The sequence below is a fragment of the Sphingobacterium sp. N143 genome, assembly GCF_030325625.1.
In the GTDB taxonomy this organism is placed as follows: Bacteria; Bacteroidota; Bacteroidia; order Sphingobacteriales; family Sphingobacteriaceae; genus Sphingobacterium.
Genome location: NZ_JACAIS010000010.1, coordinates 1 through 17,352, shown reverse-complemented (window position 1 = coordinate 17,352; position 17,352 = coordinate 1). Strand labels below are relative to the sequence as shown.

Annotated in this window: 19 protein-coding genes; 10 read left to right on the top strand and 9 right to left on the bottom strand. The window is 41.2% G+C overall.

What is annotated here, in order from left to right; all coding sequences use genetic code 11:
- Positions 1-71: 71 nt before the first annotated feature.
- The 4 genes from HX021_RS17875 to HX021_RS17860 form a co-directional block, all read right to left on the bottom strand.
- Complete coding sequence (locus tag HX021_RS17875) at positions 72-1,037, bottom strand: dimethylarginine dimethylaminohydrolase family protein (protein WP_286591912.1); 966 nt, start codon at positions 1,035-1,037, stop codon at positions 72-74.
- 67 nt (positions 1,038-1,104) lie between these two features.
- Positions 1,105-1,509: a VOC family protein gene (locus tag HX021_RS17870; protein ID WP_286591911.1), complete on the bottom strand. Its 405-nt coding sequence runs from the start codon at positions 1,507-1,509 to the stop codon at positions 1,105-1,107.
- A 9-nt stretch (positions 1,510-1,518) separates the two neighbouring features.
- Positions 1,519-1,968 carry an SRPBCC family protein gene (locus HX021_RS17865; protein WP_286591910.1) on the bottom strand — a complete coding sequence of 150 codons (450 nt, stop codon included), beginning with the start codon at positions 1,966-1,968 and terminating at the stop codon, positions 1,519-1,521.
- 96 nt (positions 1,969-2,064) lie between these two features.
- The gene (locus HX021_RS17860; RefSeq protein ID WP_286591909.1) at positions 2,065-2,484 is read right to left on the bottom strand and encodes a DoxX family protein; all 420 of its coding nucleotides are present in this window, start codon (positions 2,482-2,484) and stop codon (positions 2,065-2,067) included.
- Between the two features lie 199 nt (positions 2,485-2,683).
- Between HX021_RS17860 and HX021_RS17855 the strand changes: the two genes are divergently transcribed.
- The gene (locus HX021_RS17855) at positions 2,684-3,661 is read left to right on the top strand and encodes a GlxA family transcriptional regulator (RefSeq protein WP_286591908.1); all 978 of its coding nucleotides are present in this window, start codon (positions 2,684-2,686) and stop codon (positions 3,659-3,661) included.
- A 111-nt stretch (positions 3,662-3,772) separates the two neighbouring features.
- Here the strand turns inward: HX021_RS17855 and HX021_RS17850 are convergent, their stop codons facing one another.
- Positions 3,773-5,524, bottom strand: coding sequence for a DUF885 domain-containing protein (locus tag HX021_RS17850; RefSeq protein WP_286591907.1), 1,752 nt, complete (start codon positions 5,522-5,524; stop codon positions 3,773-3,775).
- Positions 5,525-5,837: 313 nt separating this feature from the next.
- Here HX021_RS17850 and HX021_RS17845 point away from each other — a divergent pair, with 313 nt between their 5' ends.
- The 3 genes from HX021_RS17845 to HX021_RS17835 are packed head-to-tail and all read left to right on the top strand — an operon-like array spanning position 5,838 to position 7,978.
- Positions 5,838-6,311 carry a carboxymuconolactone decarboxylase family protein gene (locus tag HX021_RS17845; protein ID WP_286591906.1) on the top strand — a complete coding sequence of 158 codons (474 nt, stop codon included), beginning with the start codon at positions 5,838-5,840 and terminating at the stop codon, positions 6,309-6,311.
- A 53-nt stretch (positions 6,312-6,364) separates the two neighbouring features.
- The gene (locus HX021_RS17840) at positions 6,365-6,703 is read left to right on the top strand and encodes a YciI family protein (protein WP_286591905.1); all 339 of its coding nucleotides are present in this window, start codon (positions 6,365-6,367) and stop codon (positions 6,701-6,703) included.
- Positions 6,704-6,751: 48 nt separating this feature from the next.
- Positions 6,752-7,978, top strand: a complete 1,227-nt coding sequence (locus HX021_RS17835; protein WP_286591904.1) for an RNA polymerase sigma factor — start codon at positions 6,752-6,754, stop codon at positions 7,976-7,978.
- A 25-nt stretch (positions 7,979-8,003) separates the two neighbouring features.
- Here the strand turns inward: HX021_RS17835 and HX021_RS17830 are convergent, their stop codons facing one another.
- Both HX021_RS17830 and HX021_RS17825 read right to left on the bottom strand, forming a co-directional pair.
- Positions 8,004-8,546 (bottom strand): hypothetical protein, encoded by a 543-nt coding sequence (locus HX021_RS17830; protein ID WP_286591903.1) that lies wholly within the window; start codon positions 8,544-8,546, stop codon positions 8,004-8,006.
- Between the two features lies 1 nt (position 8,547).
- Positions 8,548-9,081, bottom strand: a complete 534-nt coding sequence (locus HX021_RS17825; RefSeq protein ID WP_286591902.1) for a hypothetical protein — start codon at positions 9,079-9,081, stop codon at positions 8,548-8,550.
- Between the two features lie 189 nt (positions 9,082-9,270).
- Here HX021_RS17825 and HX021_RS17820 point away from each other — a divergent pair, with 189 nt between their 5' ends.
- The 6 genes from HX021_RS17820 to HX021_RS17795 all read left to right on the top strand — a co-directional run bounded on the left by HX021_RS17820 (position 9,271) and on the right by HX021_RS17795 (position 13,094).
- Positions 9,271-10,086, top strand: coding sequence for a hypothetical protein (locus HX021_RS17820; RefSeq protein ID WP_286591901.1), 816 nt, complete (start codon positions 9,271-9,273; stop codon positions 10,084-10,086).
- A 40-nt stretch (positions 10,087-10,126) separates the two neighbouring features.
- Positions 10,127-10,585, top strand: a complete 459-nt coding sequence (locus tag HX021_RS17815; protein WP_286591900.1) for an SRPBCC family protein — start codon at positions 10,127-10,129, stop codon at positions 10,583-10,585.
- A gap of 106 nt (positions 10,586-10,691) precedes the next feature.
- Positions 10,692-11,252 (top strand): AAA family ATPase, encoded by a 561-nt coding sequence (locus HX021_RS17810; protein WP_286591899.1) that lies wholly within the window; start codon positions 10,692-10,694, stop codon positions 11,250-11,252.
- A 157-nt stretch (positions 11,253-11,409) separates the two neighbouring features.
- Positions 11,410-11,832, top strand: coding sequence for an OsmC family protein (locus tag HX021_RS17805; RefSeq protein WP_286591898.1), 423 nt, complete (start codon positions 11,410-11,412; stop codon positions 11,830-11,832).
- 12 nt (positions 11,833-11,844) lie between these two features.
- Positions 11,845-12,162, top strand: a complete 318-nt coding sequence (locus HX021_RS17800; RefSeq protein ID WP_286591897.1) for a hypothetical protein — start codon at positions 11,845-11,847, stop codon at positions 12,160-12,162.
- A 50-nt stretch (positions 12,163-12,212) separates the two neighbouring features.
- The gene (locus HX021_RS17795; RefSeq protein ID WP_286591896.1) at positions 12,213-13,094 is read left to right on the top strand and encodes a pirin family protein; all 882 of its coding nucleotides are present in this window, start codon (positions 12,213-12,215) and stop codon (positions 13,092-13,094) included.
- Positions 13,095-13,181: 87 nt separating this feature from the next.
- Here the strand turns inward: HX021_RS17795 and HX021_RS17790 are convergent, their stop codons facing one another.
- A complete protein-coding gene (locus HX021_RS17790) occupies positions 13,182-17,051 on the bottom strand; it encodes a TIM-barrel domain-containing protein (protein WP_286591895.1) in 3,870 nt (1,289 codons plus the stop codon).
- A gap of 71 nt (positions 17,052-17,122) precedes the next feature.
- On the bottom strand, positions 17,123-17,352 hold a 230-nt coding region (locus HX021_RS17785), incomplete at its 5' end, for a hypothetical protein (RefSeq protein WP_286591894.1).

Sequence of the window (17,352 nt, the reverse complement as noted above, 5' to 3'; positions counted from 1 at the left end):
GTTACCATCAAAGCTTCTGTCTATCGACAGAAGCTTTGATAATTGTCGGCAGCCCACAAGCTCCCAAAAATTCAGAACTTTCGCAACAATGACTGTGTACTGCAACGGAACGAACCTCCAAAACTACGGCTGATCTGAAAGTCGACATATTCCACCTGTATATCAAAACGGGATAGCTTATCGCCAATATGCTTAAAAACTGGATCCGTTACATACACATGAGGATTGATAGGGAGCCCATTTGTCGCAAGATGGCTAGCCTCTTCAAGATCGACCACGATCTTTTCCCATTTTCTCAATTGCTGCGGAATCCCATCCAGCAACGCCGCCTCACAGACAATCATCAATCCCTCCCGGATCAGTCCAAGAGCACAGTCCAGATGGAGTATATTGGGATGTAATCTTACTTCCTCAACCTGAAAGCCATAGGGGTTGAGCAATTTGGACAACCATGCAATCCCCAAGCTATTCGAGGAAAGTCCCGAGTTACCGACAAATACATGCTTTCCATAAACTAAAACGTCACCGCCCTCGATAAAAGGACCTCGCCATAAAGCGAGCTCCCCTTGGTCAAGTGCTGGTCTAGGTGCTGACACATAGAGACAATCATTTTGGTATACCTGCTGTTCAAGTATATCCCTGATCGGCAAGATCTCATTTCTGCGTTGCATAAAGCGTATAGAGCCTTCAATTACGGCATTTCCAACAGTAAAAAAGGGATCACGAACAAAAAAATTGGAATAACCGTGTATTGTTCCTGATTCCTTTTCAAGGCTGGTCAATTTGCGCGGGCGTAGCACTTCCACACCATATTTCTCCATGACCACAGCAAAGTTGGTACGTTCTTCCTCCCAGGTCTTTTGTGCAACGGGATCCACATCAGCGAGATCTTTTCCTGCCTGTGCATCATCGAGCTCTGCTTCTGCCGAAGGCAGAAAACGAAGATCATCCGGCTTCAGCACCTGGGGATAACCGAACTCCGAAACGGTCAATATCACTCGCTTTAGTGGCGCAAATTCATTCTCAACAAATATCATGACAACAGTCTTTTTAAACGGTATTTTCCGATTTCAAATTAATCAATTTGGTTCGATAACCGCGTCATTAAATACCCAAAACCCATCTAACATCAAAAATATCTGTGACTTCAATGAATTTAGCCTGCTCATCAGGACTAACTTTCACGGCACTTTTTTGCGAGACAAGCTTATCGATAAAAGAAGCTCTTTCGATGCTATCCCGGCAGGGTAAATAGATAGCAAGATAATTCCCCACTCTCCGCCCCTCATTATGAACCAAATCAGAGCCGTGCAACACAATACGTTCAGAAATTAGCGAAGCACTGACCACAGGAATCGCTGCATATCCCTGTATGGCCTGATCCAACATTTCAAAATGCAGGGTCCCACCAAAACAGGTTTGATAAAATGTCAGTGCTGCCCTACAGTTGCCCGTAAATGTGATGAAGATTCCACTTTGTAATCGTTCTCTTTGCTCAACTAACATCATACGTGTCCATTATGCGTCCGGTATTTCGGGTTCAACGAGCTTTTTCATTTTCTCCAAAGACTCCTGCCAGCCCAGATAACACATCTCCGCTGGAATGACTTCCGGAATGCCCGTTTGTTCGATTTTAAGTTCTGTACCACAGGAAACTTGATTTAACGATACCGTGGTGGTCATTTCCCCCGGTAAATTAGGGTCATCAAACCGGTCCACATATTTAATAAATGCATTGGGTTTGATCTCAAGGTATTCACCACCAAATGAATGACCATTGCCGGTACTGAAATTAATGAAAGTCATATTAAAAGTTCCCCCTACTTTAAAATCCATTTGCTGTACAGTACAGACATAACCATAAGGTGGTAACCAGGTGGCATGTGCTACTGGATCTGCAAAAGCACGGAACACCTTTTCAGGGCTTGCCTGAATAATCCGATGTAAAGAAACACTATTTGTTTTCATTGCGATTGTTGTTTATAAAGTAAATACTCAATTTTGCTATTTTGTTCTTTTTTATTTTTTCTCTCCTCTGCTGTCAAGCTACCCATGTTAATTATATTACGATAGGGCTGATTCGCCATGATATGCTTGATTGCCTGAGAAATTAGTTGATGCTGTCATCTTTGATCGATAAACATAAGACAGCATCAGGATTCCGAGCACGACAAGAGGCATCAACATATAGGCTATGTTTTTATCCACGCAGGCATGACTGATAAAGGCAAAGATCAAACTGAAAGTCAATCCCGCATACGCCCATTCCCTCAATTTATGTGGGAAACGGGGGATTGCTATGGCTGTTACACCAAGCACTTTATAGATAATCAGTGCGTACGCAAAATAATCAGGATAGCCCAGGGGCTTTGTCCCCATATTGACATACTGTGGCGCAAAAAGTAGGGTGCCCAAAGGCATAATTCCTTCCCAGATAACAATAAATAGTGTTGCCACCCAAAAGATAATACGATTCTTTTTCATAACGTTTGTATTAAATGATGATTAATGTGTTGATTCGACAGGTTTGTTGCTAGTCGTTCCATTGTTTTTTGTTTTTGTTTATAATGATATAACAAAGTTGCAAAGGATTCGAAGATCTAAGCTGTTGCAGAAACGACAACTTTAGGGGTAGATTACGACAAAAACAATTTGTACCTTTACGTCTATAAACCAACATGCTATGCTAATTTCTGTTTTCGTCCCCCAATATGGTACAATAGAGGGCATTACACCTGCCTTTAGAACCTTTCATACCGCCAATGAATTCTTGACAACGTTCGGCAAGAAGGCCATTTTTGAGGTTGAATATGTCGGCCTAACGGAATATGTCCCCGCAAATAATGGTGAATATACCATAAGAACAAACCGACTGCTGCAGGATGTCGGTAACACCGATTTACTGATTATCCCTCCTACTTTTGGGGACATCAACACGGGCTTACGGGATAATGCCGAAGCCATACCCTATTTTCGAAAACTGTACCACAAAGGCTCCAGACTTGCAAGTCTATGCGTAGGCGCCTTTCTTTTGGCCGAAACAGGATTATTGAACGGAAAGAAATGCTCTACCCACTGGGCCCACATCGAAGAGTTTAAGGAAAAATACCCTGATATTGAAGTGGAGGATGGCGCTGTAATTACGGAACATGAAAACATCTACAGCAGCGGTGGTGCCAGTAGTTTATGGAATCTGATACTCTACCTGGTGGAAAAGTTCTCGGATAGAGAAACCGCTGTATTGATCGCTAAATATTTTGCTTTGGACATCAGTAGGGATAGTCAATCCCAGTTTGCCATCTTCAGAGGACAGCGTAATCATAGCGATCCGGACATCCAACGAGCACAAGACTATATTGAAAGAAAATATGAGGAAAAAATTACGGTGGAAGACTTGGCGAACTATGTCAATATCGGTCGTCGAACCTTTGAAAGACGATTTAAGGAAGCCACCAACAATACCCCTATTGAATACATGCAACGTGTACGAATAGAAGCTGCCAAAAAATTCTTTGAGGCTTCTCGAAAAAACGTATCCCAGGTTATGTATGATGTCGGCTATACCGACACCAAAGCATTCCGGGATATCTTTAGAAAGATTACTGGCCTGACCCCGATCGATTATCGGAATAAATTTGCCAAGGTAAGCTATGAAATATAACCTCATGGACATTGCCTAAGCTCCAGATGGTATGAACGTCCAGCAGTAATCACTCAAAATATCCCCAGAAAGTGCTAACTTCCTGGGGACAGGACAACGCACTGATATGGTTTATTTCAACATCATTTCCCGAATATATTTAACGGGAGAATTGCCAAAGCTTAAAAACTTTTCATTAAATGTTTTCAGGTTGAATTGTTGGCCTTCTTGCTGTTTAACGGCTTCCCTCAAGTCATATATTTCTTTATATCCTGTAAAATAAGAGGTCAGCTGCACACTGCTCACCGATACCCGCTTCCATTTGCCTGCCGCTTCGGCCTGCTGCTGAAAAGCTTCATCCACTAATAAATGCATTGCATCTTGTTCGCTCCAATTTTTCACATGGACACTATAATCCAATATCGCGTTGCATACCGTACGCAGATGCCATTTATACCACATCAACCACATTTCTGGAGCATTGTCCCCATAACCATTTTCCAGCATCATTTGTTCGGTATAAACCGCCCATCCCTCAATCATTGCACCGTTTCCTAAAATACTTTTTATCAGGCTTGGCGACTGATTGGCATACACCAATTGTGTGTAATGTCCTGGAATAGCTTCATGGATATTGAGTATCTGCAAGATATAATGATTATATTCTCTCAGATAGCTTTCTGAAGCCTCTTTGGACCAGCCGGCCAAACTCCCCACATTATAATAGGTGTTGCCCCCTTTATCGTAAGGCCCTGGAGCACTGATGGAAGCCCCGGCTACCCCGGCCATATAAGCCGGTTCCTTGCGTACAACTAGCGGCTTGCTATCATCGATATACAAGAGATCTTTTTCTTTGACAAAAGCCACCAATTTCGGGATCTGAGCTTCGATTGCTGTCTGAAATTCTGCGGCCTCCACATGATTGACAGATAGCGTGTCGATCATTTTCCGGATCAGCAGCAAACTGTCCCTTGGTGGTAGGGTGCTTCCAAAATACTTTGGCCATAAATCTTTGCTGATCTTGTACATTTCACCATGCAGATAGCTCTTCCGGGCGATTGCTGCATCGTAAATCTGTGCCGCCGTGGAACCTGACTGGATATCAAAGTTGAATTTTGCCTCATACAATTCCTGTCCCAACCTAAAACTACGGGGAGCAGGGTTTGGGTTGGTTTTCAAAAATTGAATGAATCCTTTGATCGCAACAACAGCCTGATTTGAGGCTTTTTGAATTGCAGACTGCTCTGCCGCCGATAGATTGGAACTTTTCAGTGAATCGCGTAAATCATGTTCAAAAACCGACAATCCGCCCAGATTTTGCTGGATGGCTAAATCGGTCAGGACCAAAGCAGGGTTTTTAACTTGTTTTTTGGCCGCTTCATAATAAGCAGGAATCTTCACCAACCGCTGGTGAACAGCTTCGAGACGTGTAGCCAAAGGTGCATAGTTCTCTGCCAGCATAAATGCGATCAATCCGCTCACATTGTAGGAAGAAGGATTCCATTCATAAGAACGTTCCTCCTCGATCGACCAAATGTTCGACTCCAGGTAGTTCTGAATCAAATGATAATCGGTCTGCTGAGAAAGGTTCAGCTCATTCAAATCAAAACCTTTTAAACTGTCCAGGTGCCTTTTGGAAAATTCCAATCGTAGGGTTCTGGCCTTGGCATCCGGTATCGTTAACAACGAGTCGTACTGATGAAAGCCAACCTGTGTGGCCCATTCCGGATTTTCCTTCCAGAGCTGTTCGATAAACTGGTCCTCATAAGCTTTAAACTTTTGATTAGTGACCGTATCCACACTAGATTGCTTGCCATGGGAACCAGGTCCACATGAGGCTACCCCCAGGCCAAGGATAGCGAGCGTATATGTTATAAATTTCATTGGAGTAATTTGTCTAAAAATAATATAATTGTTTGTGATTTCCAGCTTTTCCAACCCTCATTTTGACCACAGGGGCAATACTTTATGCTCGGCAACAGTTATATTCTACACCTTCGATCAGATTATTTTCTGACAGCTTTCTTATTCAAATCCATTGTACATTGTCCGTATCCCTGTAAAAAAACAAAATATATAAAACTGATATACAGTGTATTAAAAAATATCCTAAAAATATTTTAAGCCTTGTGTCCAATTTCTTTAACTTCAAGCATTATTGTAGTGTAAATCAGTTACACTTAAAAACAATAATAAAATGGAACAACGAATTAATTTTTTCGCAAATGGGCAAAATGCCATGAAAGCAATGTATGGATTGGGAGCATATCTCGGTAAATGTTCAATCGAACAAGAACTGTTGCATCTGGTTTATTTCAGGGTATCACAGATCAACGGATGTGCTTATTGTTTGGATATGCATTCAAAAGATCTACTTGCTACTGGAGAAAATCCACAACGTTTATTTGTGTTGGATGCCTGGCGTGAAGCCCCTTTATATAGCGAACGTGAATGTGCCGCACTGGAATGGGCCGAGGCGGTAACAAAAATCAGCAATGGCGATGTCCCAGATGATGTATATGCCCGTGCGAGCAAACAGTTTACCCCGCAGGAGCTTGTCGATCTGACATTGGCAATTACAACGATCAATGCATACAACCGCTTTAATATCTCTTTTCGTACAGAAGCAGGCGGCTATATAGTGGGGCAGCATAAAGTACAGACAGCATAATAATACGAACAAAAAGGATCAACAAATCGATTAGACAATTTTAAACCATAAAAATGAAAGATTTCATCTTGTTATTTCGTCAAGCAGGCAACGAGCAAAGTCCACTGACAGCAGAACAAATAGCCACGACAAATAAAAAGTGGCATGATTGGATCGCCGACATTGAAGCCCAGGGAAAGTTGAAAGACCATGGCTCCCGTCTCGAACCCGCTGGCAAAGTACTAAAACCCGGGGGTGTCATCACCGATGGTCCCTTTGTTGAAATTCGGGAACGGCTTGGAGGTTTTATCGTTGTATCAGCAGAAAATCTGGATGAAGCCACCACATTGGCACATGGTTGTCCAATACTGGAGTCTAATGGTAGTGTTGAAATAAGAGCACTTTTCGTTTAAAGTTATCATAGGGCGGTGCATGTTGATGACACTGCCCTATATCGTACTATGGAACCTAACTTTTTAAAACAGCTATTTCAGCAAGAATTCACCAAAATAGTCGCAGTTATCACCAAAGGTTTTGGACTTCAATACATCGAAATTGCCGAAGACATCGTGAGTGAAACCTTTCTTACTGCGACTGAGTCCTGGCAGAAGAAAGGTGTACCTGCAAATCCAGCGGCCTGGTTGTATACGGTTGCGAAGCAGAAGACCTTAGCTTATTTCCGAAGAAACAAAATTTTCGCAGAGAAAGTCATACCGGAGCTACAGCAAAATGAACAGGCAGAAGATAACCTGGAAGAACTGAGCTTTTCCCAGGAAAATATCAAAGACAGCCAGTTGAAAATGTTATTTGCAATCTGTACACCGGCAATTGCAAGTGAAGCCCAGATCGGCCTTGCTCTTCGCATTCTCTGTGGGTTCAGCATCGAGGAAATTGCCGAAGCTTTCCTATCCAACAAAGAAACCATCAATAAAAGGCTATTCCGGGCCAAAGAAAAATTACGTTCAGAACAGGTGGAACTTGCGCTGCCCTCTGAAAAGGAAATCGTCAATCGTTTGGACAATGTCCTCCACATTATTTACCTTTTATTTAATGAGGGATACTATTCCAAAACCCAAAATCAGATTCTGAGAAAAGATCTTTGCATAGAGGCATTACGTCTGGCCTTGATGCTTACTGCTTATGAAAAAACAAATATTCCCAAAACCAATGCCCTCATTGCCTTAATGTGTTTCCACTCTTCACGTTTTGATGCACGACAGACCAACGAAGGTGATTTTATTTTATATGAACAACAGGATGAAAACCGCTGGAACCAGCAACTCATCCATCAGGGAATACATTTCTTGGGGCGTTCCACAGGTGGAGATGAATTGACATCTTATCACATTGAAGCCAAAATTGCCCAATATCACTGTTCAAAAGATGACAGTTCTGAGAAATGGGAAGAGATTTTACGATTATACGATCGTTTGCTGACTGTCAACTATTCCCCTGCAGCTGCATTAAACAGAACATTTGCACTATACAGGGTAAAGGGAGCAAAGGCTGCGCTCCTGGAGGCAAAAAAACTAAACCTCGAAGACAATCATTTTTATTTTATGCTGCTGGGCGAACTCTATAGGGATATCGACAGACAAAAGGCGATCGCGAGTTTCAAAACAGCTCAGGCATTGGCAAAAACTTCTTTAGAACAGGAGTTTATCCAACGGAAGATCAATAGACTGTGAAAACTCGCGATGTGGCCTGTATAATTTATTTTTCTCCTTTTGCACCCCCTGCGGTCTTCCAATAAGACATAAACAGTTCATAAAGTGCTGTGGCATCTATATCAATGACAGAAGCTGAGTACATAATATTCAACTCTTGAGAAGGTTCATGATAAGCCATCTTCCATAGGAGTGCAGGAAGTCGGTCTTTATAGGCGGCTATATTGTCCAAAGTGACAATCACCATGGTATCACCGCCAACTTTTTGCAGCCTTACAGCAACTACATCTTCCCACTTTCCAGCGCCAAAGGCTTTAGATAAAGGGGTTGTTTTTCCTTGGAAATGGGTTTCATCCAATATGATCTGAGCAGACTGATCACGAAGATTCAATAAATTTACGATCAAAAGAATAAAGAGCACACACAAGACGGCGCCAGAGAATACGGCAAGCTTTACCTTTAATACACCATCAAATATCCCAATAGCGTACAGCAATACAAGCATAAGGAATAGACAGATCGCTCCTGAAACTGACAGCAGTTTAATAGTCTTCTGCCTATTTCGATATAATTTAGTTTCTTGTGCCATTTTAATTACCCCAATTCACATTAAGGTTATGCTTCTCGGCATAGGCTTTTCCTAAGACATACACACGGTCAAATACCGTATTGATATCAGGCATATAATCTTTATCAATCTTTTGCAGCAACGCCTGCTTCTCTTCATCAGATCCTTTGCTGTCACAAAGTTTAGCATAAGCTGTATATTCATTTTTGTACACGGGTAAAACCTTTTCAAACAATTGAATGGACTGCTCTTTCAATTCCTTCGCATCCTCATCCGAGACATTCAGCCCTCTGATATCCCCCAATGCTTTTTCGACAACCTGAATCTTTAATGCGACCGTTTTTTGTGCTTCATCACCCACTTTTTTACTTGCGGGAACATCCGGAAATTCGACTGTTTCCTGCTCGAGATGTTTACCGAAACGTTCTGGCGTAAAATCTGCAATGAGATTTGTGTTTAAAACAACTTTTCCAAAAAAGGTCTCCGGACTAGGCGATTGACAAGCCGTAAAGAATAAACTCGTCGACAGACAAATGATAAACAATAAGTGCTTCATATAATTTTTTATTTTACCGCCAAAGTAATTAATATTACTTAAACACACAAACCTTCATTTGTGGCCAATTTTCCTAGCTAAAATCCCATCCCGACGCCTTATGCGTAATATCTTACCTACAATCCTTGTCCAACACATTAATTTTTAATATTTTAGTATAAAAAAAACAAGAGTTTAAAAATCATAATTATGGGCTATGATATTAGTTACCACCCCATTTCAGAACAGCAAATAAATGCCTGGTATTTTGACCTGCTCAAATATCCCGAAAAGCTGGAAGAACTTGCTGGTACCTATCATCTAAAAGGTTTCTATAAAACAAAATATCAGGATACCTTGAATGCTGGCCGGGAAACAAGTGAAACTGACTATTTCGATAAGACCCATGGCTTTTTCATTGCTGTTATTCAAGGTTTTATGGATAGCTATTTTTATATTCGTGGTGCTGCATTATCCTTTTCAAACAACGCGCACTTGAATGCTTATTATAGAACTTGGGAGGAGTTTATTCCACCAGAATACCTTACAAAAAAAATTCAAAATAGATTAATTGAAAACTATTGCTCCGGTGTATTCATTCCACCTGAATATGTAATACAGCTATTGGAAGATTATCACAATAAAGCCGAAATTAAAACCGAACTGGACACACTGTTTTCCGACGGACGTATTTCCATCTTCATCAAAGCTTTGCAATTTGCAAAAGAGCGGGGCTTAGGTCTTCTTGAGGCTACTGAAGTAGTAGAACCACAGCCCTTTGATCTCCATGAATCAAAAAGCTATTCTGATCTTTTCAATTGTGATCAAGAAGGTCTCCAGCTCTACCAAGCTACTGCCTTTCAGCAGATAAAAGAGGTCGAACGGCAAAATAGTTTTCCCGAAAATGAAATATTACATAACTTAAAAGTCGAAACGGTACACGTCGAACCCCTAACGGCAGAAGATGATGCAGATCCTATCAAGAATAAAGAAAAAGGTTTTTGGCTTAGATTATTTGGAAAATAAGCCATCATAATATATAAACAATTCTTTAAAACAATTTCATATGCATCAGTCATCTTTCCCAATGGATAATGAGATCATGAGCAGCAGAACATTGAATGCTCCCGCTGGAGTCGTGTTCAGGGCTTTCAGTGAACCCGCTCATTTAAAAAACTGGTGGGGTCCGGCAGGATTTACCAATACGTTTGAAGAGTTTGATTTCAGACCCGGGGGACGATGGAAGTTTATTATGCATGGACCGGACAAAGGGAATTATCAGAATGAATGCATTTTTTCTGAAATCGTTAGCCCCCGTTTAATTACATGGGATAGATTATCCAAACCACTTTTTCGGATGGAACTATCTTTTGTCGACATTGCTCCCGGAAAAACAAAATTCGTATTTCGAATGATCTTTAAAACTGCCGAAGAATGTGATAAGCTCAAGGATTTTGTCATGGATAAAAACGAAGAGAATTTTGACAGGCTTGAAGACGAATTGATTAAAATGACCGCGCTGTAAACATCAATTCAGTAAGGGGGATGTCCACCATCCTTCTCTCTTTGGCATCTATATCCAACTTTACTTCTCCACAGCCAATAGTGCTGTGGTATTAACTTTTTATACAATGGACCAAAACGATCATTTTATTATCCTAACGGGAGGACCTGGCGTAGGAAAGACTACTCTACTCAAAGCATTGCAGGAAGAAGGCTTCGAAACTGTTCCTGAAGAAGCACGTAGAATTATCCAGGAGCAATTGGAAGGCCATGGTGATGGTCTGCCCTGGAAAAATAAATACCATTATGCCGCCCTGATGTTAGCAGCATCCACAGCAAGTTATGGCATCCAAAAAAGCAAAAATCATCGGCAATTTGTCTTTTTTGACCGTGGTATCCCCGATACGCTCGCTTATATTGAGATGGAAAACCTAGCGATCCCACAGCAGCTTTTGGATGAAGCAAAAAACTACCGTTACCATACAAAAGTCTTTATCCTTCCTCCATGGAAAGATATTTATGAAAATGACAACGAGAGAAAACAAACTTGGCAAGAAGCAGAAGCCACTTTTACAGCTATGAAAAACAGCTACTCACAACTCGGCTATGTGGTTGTCGAGGTCCCCAAAACAACAGTAGCACAGCGTGTCCAATTTATACTGGAAAACCTGGAATCTCGGACTGAATGATTTTCTCCTCTCCGCTTTCGGCTTGTAAGTTCTCTTTAACAACAATTGAGACAAAAACAATGTAATTTTCTTAGCTTCCGTTATTTATTGAACTACATCAATAAAATTGAATCAATTCAAGCGTAATTTTGTTTATCACCAACAGAGGAATTATCATATGAAATATATTTTAGAAAATCCAGTAACTGGTCATATCGCCCAACAGAAGTATACAACGACAATTCAGTGGAGAAACGGAGAATTTATAACAGATGAACCCGAAAAACTTGGAGGGAAAGATCTAGGTCCTGATCCCTATACGCTTTTGGTCTCTTCGCTGGTATCCTGTACTTTAGCGACCTTACGCATGTATATCGACAAAAAAGGCCTTGATATCCAAGAGATCCAGGTCACTTCAAATATGTATCTCCGAATTGAAAAAGAGCAGGTAGTAACCTATTTTGAACGGGAAATAAAATTTGGTCAGTTATTGGAAGATGATCTTGTGGAACGCCTCCAACAGATTGCTGAGGAATGTCCCATTTCCAAAATCTTAAAAGGCAACGCGGTTGTCAATACAGTAATCAATACCGGTCATTAATAATTTACTCCAATGAGAACGTTAAACTTTGTCGTATTCGGCAAGAACGAAGAAATTCTGCTTACGTTAAAGAGAATAATCGAAACTACACCTGCCTGGAAAACGACCGTACAGCAACAACTTTCATCCTGTAAAAATTATCTTTCGGCCCATCCTGTCGATATACTGTTATTGAGCTCTGGGCTTTCGGCAGAGGAAGAACGCGACATCATCGATCACCTCTCCCATCTCAACTATCCCATCGGCCTGATCCAGCACTATGGTGGCGGTAGCGGACTTTTAAAAAATGAGGTTTTCAGTCTATTCCCAGACTTAACTCAAGAACATTAAGCAGGAATGGAAAATCGATATCCGATGATATCATTTTAAATACTAACATCATGGACAAACGTAATTTTATCAAAAAGGGGCTTCTAGGCTCCGGAATATTTGCAAGCTCGGCTACTTCGGGCAATATACTCAAGAATGATATTGACGAAATTGAGCCTTTAGAAGCCCTGGAGGCAGATGCAGCGACCGGTTATCACACGGATAAGCTGGAAAATCACAGCGTCCTCCATAAAGCTTCAAGCCGTGGCCATGCAAATCATGGCTGGTTACAGAGCAATCATACATTTAGCTTTGCTAATTACCATAACCCCGAACGTATGCATTTTGGTGTATTACGCGTATTAAACGACGATACTGTGGCTGAAGGAAGAGGCTTTGGATTGCATCCGCACGATAATATGGAAATTATCAGTATTCCCTTGGCGGGTGATCTTGAACATGAAGATAGCATGGGAAATAAAGCCACTATCCGACAAGGTGATATTCAGGTAATGAGTGCCGGAACGGGGATCATGCACAGTGAATACAACAAAAATAAGGATCAGATTGTCAAATTTCTTCAGATCTGGGTATATCCTAATCAACGTAACGTCGCTCCAAGGTATGATCAAATTACGCTTGATGTTTCGCAAAGACATAATAGATTCCAGCAGATCCTTTCACCCGATCCAAGTGCTGAAGGTGTTTGGATACATCAGGATGCCTGGTTCTATATGGGGCATTTTGAACAGGGCATTGAAACAAGTTACTCAATCAAACAAACCGGAAATGGTGTTTATATTTTTGTCATTAGTGGCAGTGTTACAGTAGAAGGGCAGCAGCTAGAAACGAAAGATGGCTTTGGAATTTGGGATGTCACAGAAATCAAACTTAAGGCTACCTCAGCTGACACTGAAATCCTTTTAATGGATTTAAGCATGAGTTTAAATTAATAAAAACGACCTCACTTACTGATTATTAGCCCATAAAAAAGGGGAAATACAATGTATTCCCCCTTTTTTATGGACTGGATAATTCGCTTAAAAACCAATTGAGTTGAGTTTTTTATCCACTAAAATACCATCTACAGCTTTCAAGTTAAAGCTTACATTTCTTTTCGCTTTCAATTTAATTTTAAACAGCACTTCCGAGCCATTCAATGTCTCTTTATTGCCCAGATTCACAAAAGTAGGATACAGGGCCTTATTACCATTGGTATGAAGGCGATCATTGGTATAATTGCTCATTTCTTTCATGCCAAGGGATTCTATTCCAGCAAATTCAAAATCACCCTGGTTATAAGGTAAGGCAAAACTAAGGGCATTGACTGCTTTAAGATTTTCACCACGCACTGTGATTTCGACCATCTCGCCCAATTTTAATACCGTTTTGGATGGCACCAATTTCACTGTACCCGCTACTTTCTCCTCCTTCGTAGGTTTGGCTCTCCCTTCGATCATAACAGCAACATTAGAAATATCATAGGCATCAATCAACTTATTTTTGTTGACGTCGCCATTGCTTACATACCCTTCAAAATCGCCATCGCCCGTCCGTAGTCCGGTATAATTAATATAAGAGGTCAAATCATTTTGGTCGATCAAACGGTCATTGTTGATATCGCCGGGCAGATAGCTTGAAGATCCAGGGACCTTAAATACATACAACTCGCGGCCAGAACCAAAACCACCCACAGCTTCCGATACAGAAATTTTAATAAAGCGGGCGATAGGATGGGTACCGAAATTAAAGCGTTTCATTTCACCATCACGTTTCCATTCAAAACTACCTGCCTCGGTCCAGGTATCCTTATCGTTGCTGTAATATACTTTTCCTTTCAAAATAATACCATTTCCACCATCTGTTCTCGGCAGGTATTCAAACTTATCCAATTGATTAACAGATTTAAGATCTAAGGTCATATCAAATGGAACTGCCGTCTGTCCCCACTTCGTATGCCACATATCTCCCTCATCATAATTGAATAACTTGTTGATACCATTTCCACCTTGATTTGCAGCCGAAGTTTCTGCTTGGACACCTTCAATGGCAAATTCCAAAGGATTGGCTTTTGTTCGTGCGGTGAATGGACTCCACTCAGATACTCCCGATTTATTTACTGCACGAATTTTAAACTCATAATCTGTTTCAGCATCCAAACCCTCAAAAATCAACTGATTATCTTTGATTGTAGAATAAAGCAAGCCGTTAAACTCGATCTCATAATAATCTGTATTTGCCACCTTCTCCCAAGTCGGTGTCAATGTATATGCTTGTGTATTCGCATCAGTCACCACAGCCTTGGGACTTGTCAAAGAAGCTGTCTGTGTCAAATAGCGATTTGTTGGTGCATATTTAAAACCATCGATATGTATATCAATAGTTGCTGAAGAGATATCCTGTTTTCCTATACGGACCAAAATCATCGGGTTTTTGACCAGGGAAACTTTTTCAAACTCCGAGCCTTTGGTAGCAAATTGGTTCAGATCGGGCTGCGCCTCATAAAAGTATACATTATCCGAGCTATTTAATTCTGTAAGTGAATGTACTTGCTGAAGTTTAATCCTTTTGTTATTCACAATGGCCGTCAGCTTTTTCGGAGGCGCTGTCACATTAAAACGGACTTCAGTGGATTTCATCCTTTCAAAACCTTTAAAATCACCTGTTGATGCAGCAATAGAGAACTGAACTTTATCACCTTTAAGGCTAGAAGAAAGTTTGGTACTCACCCCTTGCCCATAACGATATGCCTCCGTTTTCCCATCATCATCATACTCTATAAAACTAGAATTTCCAGACGGATAGACTTCATAGATACGTAGATCCTTTTTGATTTCCTGAACATTATTATTTGGGTTTGCCACTGGAATAATTGCCCCGTTTTTCACAAAAACAGGTAGTTTCCAGATTGGCACATCAAAATTATTGATGATACGGCCACCGCTATACTTCTCACCAGTAAAATAATCAATCCATTCACCCTCGGGCAGGTAGATACCATTTCGAATATCATTCCCTTTCTCATCCACACGTGTTTCTTGATAGATGGGTGCAACCAAAAAGCTAGGGCCGTACAAGTATTGGTACTGTGTTGCTTTTCCTAAGGTATATGGACTGGCCTGCTCCAAAAACATGGCCCGGATCATTGGCAGACCATCTACAGCTTGTTTGGCAATACTATAGCTATATGGCACAAGCTGTGATTTCAGTTTCAGGTAAAGTCGGTTAATGGAAGTTGCCGGTTCACCCAAAGCATGTGGATACTTTTCATTGGCCCCCCAGCCATCCATGTTGAGCTGCATTGGTGTCCAGGTTTTCCATTGGAAGTCCCTGATATTGACTTTAAAATTTTTGCCACCAAATATGCCATCCATATCCGAAGTTATGTTGGGCTGTCCCGATAAGCCCGAACCAATATACGTCGGGATATGGAAGCGAATATATTCCCATACGCCCCCGGTCTGATCGCCCGACCAAATACCAGCATACCGCTGTGTGCCTGCCCAACCATCCAGCGAGATAATAAATGGTCGTGCATCACTGCCATAATAAGGCATGATATGCCCTACATCTGCCACTCCGTTCAAACCAAACGAATATCCTGGACCTACCCAGGCTACATCTGTTTTCAACACCCGCACCCCTGCATCACGTACCTCCTTCACAATATCACGTTGTAGCAGTGCACTGATACTGTCTTTCGGATGCAAGTCAGATTGTGTCCACAGGCCGATTTCCACGCCATTTTTCCGTGCATAATCGCCAAACTCCTTCAAATTTTTGATATTTCCGTCGAGTGTTTCAGTTTGGCCATATCCCGCCCCATAACCATCATTGGGTAAGATCCAGCCCAAAGGCATATCATGTGCTTTATAGCGGTCTATGACCGCCCGGGCCGAAAACTGGTAATTATTTTTTTCTCCATTCAACGATTCTTTGATCCCGCTATTATCCTTTTGGCTTTCTTTATAGCGTTTGCCATCCTCAAATAATATCCCTTTTGCATCTTCCTTCCAAAAATCACGGTTATATGCATTCAAATGGCCTTCATACAGCCCAAATTTTGGTAAGAGGATGGGATGTCCGGTCAATTGATAGAAATCATTCAACAAAGGAACCGTTCCATCATTTATCATAAAAAAAACATCCAGATAGTCTGTATCATGCGATAAACGTACCGTCCCTTTTATCTTTGCGCCAAAGGCATAGCTTCCCTTCTTAAAGGTATGCCACATAAAGCCGTAACCATTGGTCGACCAAAAGTAAGGTGTCGGGGAGGCTACTCCACCATCAGTCCAGCTATTCTGATTTTCAATAGCAATAGTTCGGCCTTTATGTGAAAAACGTCCGTTCTGCACCCCGCCCCCAAAAAAGTACTCATCCTTATTTTCTTTCAGTTCCAGGCTCACCCGCTTCTCTTCAAACGCGATCGGTTTTAAACTCTCAACAACGACTTTATTGCTTTTACGGTTCAAAATACTAAACTGCGAAGTCTGTTTATCAATGGAAAACAGGATGTCCATTGTCGCAATGTCCACTTTATTGCCTTCATCTTTTACAGTAAGTTCTGTTAAAGCTTTCCTAGGTTGTTCAACTAAAATCTTTGCATCTGGTTCTGCTTCTGGGTCTCTGAGAATTCCTCCATGTACATCCTGAAACATTCTAAAAATATGATCGCCATAGAAATCCAGGGTCAGCCTTTGGTTATTATCGTATACAACCTCCACTGTCGTTGGGTTGATTTTTTGGACAGCAATAATACGACTGTCTCCATTTTCTGTGGCCTGCATACTATAACGATCGATCACGTTCGCTTTTGCATCCACATTAGCTGATTGAAAAATAAAAGGAGAAGCCAATCCCACTAACAAACTAACTTGTGCTTTCGTACTCCAAAAAGATATCTTCATGTGTATGATTTATAATATTGAACAGCCTATTTTGCATTCCTACTCTTTTATGCAAGCAACAGACCTTTAAATTAACTTAACAATAATACAATAGTAAATCCAAGTAAAAAAGCAATGATGAAATGCAAACGATTGTCCAATAATAATGTTGCATCCATCGTTTGAATAAGCCAGCCATCCTCCATCGCATCAGCAGTGTCCTGTTGATCAGTCAGGTGGTAGAGAACTATCCAAACGCAAGAAGCCCTTGACTGTTTCCAGCAAGGGCTTCCGTGTAAAAAAAGGCACCGACCTACTCTCC

What these genes read in the sequence shown, in the direction of transcription:
- HX021_RS17875 (WP_286591912.1), bottom strand. Translation starts at nt 1,037, where the DNA reads ATGATATTTGTTGAGAATGAATTTGCGCCACTAAAGCGAGTGATATTG.
- HX021_RS17870 (WP_286591911.1), bottom strand. Translation starts at nt 1,509, where the DNA reads ATGATGTTAGTTGAGCAAAGAGAACGATTACAAAGTGGAATCTTCATC.
- HX021_RS17865 (WP_286591910.1), bottom strand. Translation starts at nt 1,968, where the DNA reads ATGAAAACAAATAGTGTTTCTTTACATCGGATTATTCAGGCAAGCCCT.
- HX021_RS17860 (WP_286591909.1), bottom strand. Translation starts at nt 2,484, where the DNA reads ATGAAAAAGAATCGTATTATCTTTTGGGTGGCAACACTATTTATTGTT.
- HX021_RS17855 (WP_286591908.1), top strand. Translation starts at nt 2,684, where the DNA reads ATGCTAATTTCTGTTTTCGTCCCCCAATATGGTACAATAGAGGGCATT.
- HX021_RS17850 (WP_286591907.1), bottom strand. Translation starts at nt 5,524, where the DNA reads ATGAAATTTATAACATATACGCTCGCTATCCTTGGCCTGGGGGTAGCC.
- HX021_RS17845 (WP_286591906.1), top strand. Translation starts at nt 5,838, where the DNA reads ATGGAACAACGAATTAATTTTTTCGCAAATGGGCAAAATGCCATGAAA.
- HX021_RS17840 (WP_286591905.1), top strand. Translation starts at nt 6,365, where the DNA reads ATGAAAGATTTCATCTTGTTATTTCGTCAAGCAGGCAACGAGCAAAGT.
- HX021_RS17835 (WP_286591904.1), top strand. Translation starts at nt 6,752, where the DNA reads ATGGAACCTAACTTTTTAAAACAGCTATTTCAGCAAGAATTCACCAAA.
- HX021_RS17830 (WP_286591903.1), bottom strand. Translation starts at nt 8,546, where the DNA reads ATGGCACAAGAAACTAAATTATATCGAAATAGGCAGAAGACTATTAAA.
- HX021_RS17825 (WP_286591902.1), bottom strand. Translation starts at nt 9,081, where the DNA reads ATGAAGCACTTATTGTTTATCATTTGTCTGTCGACGAGTTTATTCTTT.
- HX021_RS17820 (WP_286591901.1), top strand. Translation starts at nt 9,271, where the DNA reads ATGGGCTATGATATTAGTTACCACCCCATTTCAGAACAGCAAATAAAT.
- HX021_RS17815 (WP_286591900.1), top strand. Translation starts at nt 10,127, where the DNA reads ATGCATCAGTCATCTTTCCCAATGGATAATGAGATCATGAGCAGCAGA.
- HX021_RS17810 (WP_286591899.1), top strand. Translation starts at nt 10,692, where the DNA reads ATGGACCAAAACGATCATTTTATTATCCTAACGGGAGGACCTGGCGTA.
- HX021_RS17805 (WP_286591898.1), top strand. Translation starts at nt 11,410, where the DNA reads ATGAAATATATTTTAGAAAATCCAGTAACTGGTCATATCGCCCAACAG.
- HX021_RS17800 (WP_286591897.1), top strand. Translation starts at nt 11,845, where the DNA reads ATGAGAACGTTAAACTTTGTCGTATTCGGCAAGAACGAAGAAATTCTG.
- HX021_RS17795 (WP_286591896.1), top strand. Translation starts at nt 12,213, where the DNA reads ATGGACAAACGTAATTTTATCAAAAAGGGGCTTCTAGGCTCCGGAATA.
- HX021_RS17790 (WP_286591895.1), bottom strand. Translation starts at nt 17,051, where the DNA reads ATGAAGATATCTTTTTGGAGTACGAAAGCACAAGTTAGTTTGTTAGTG.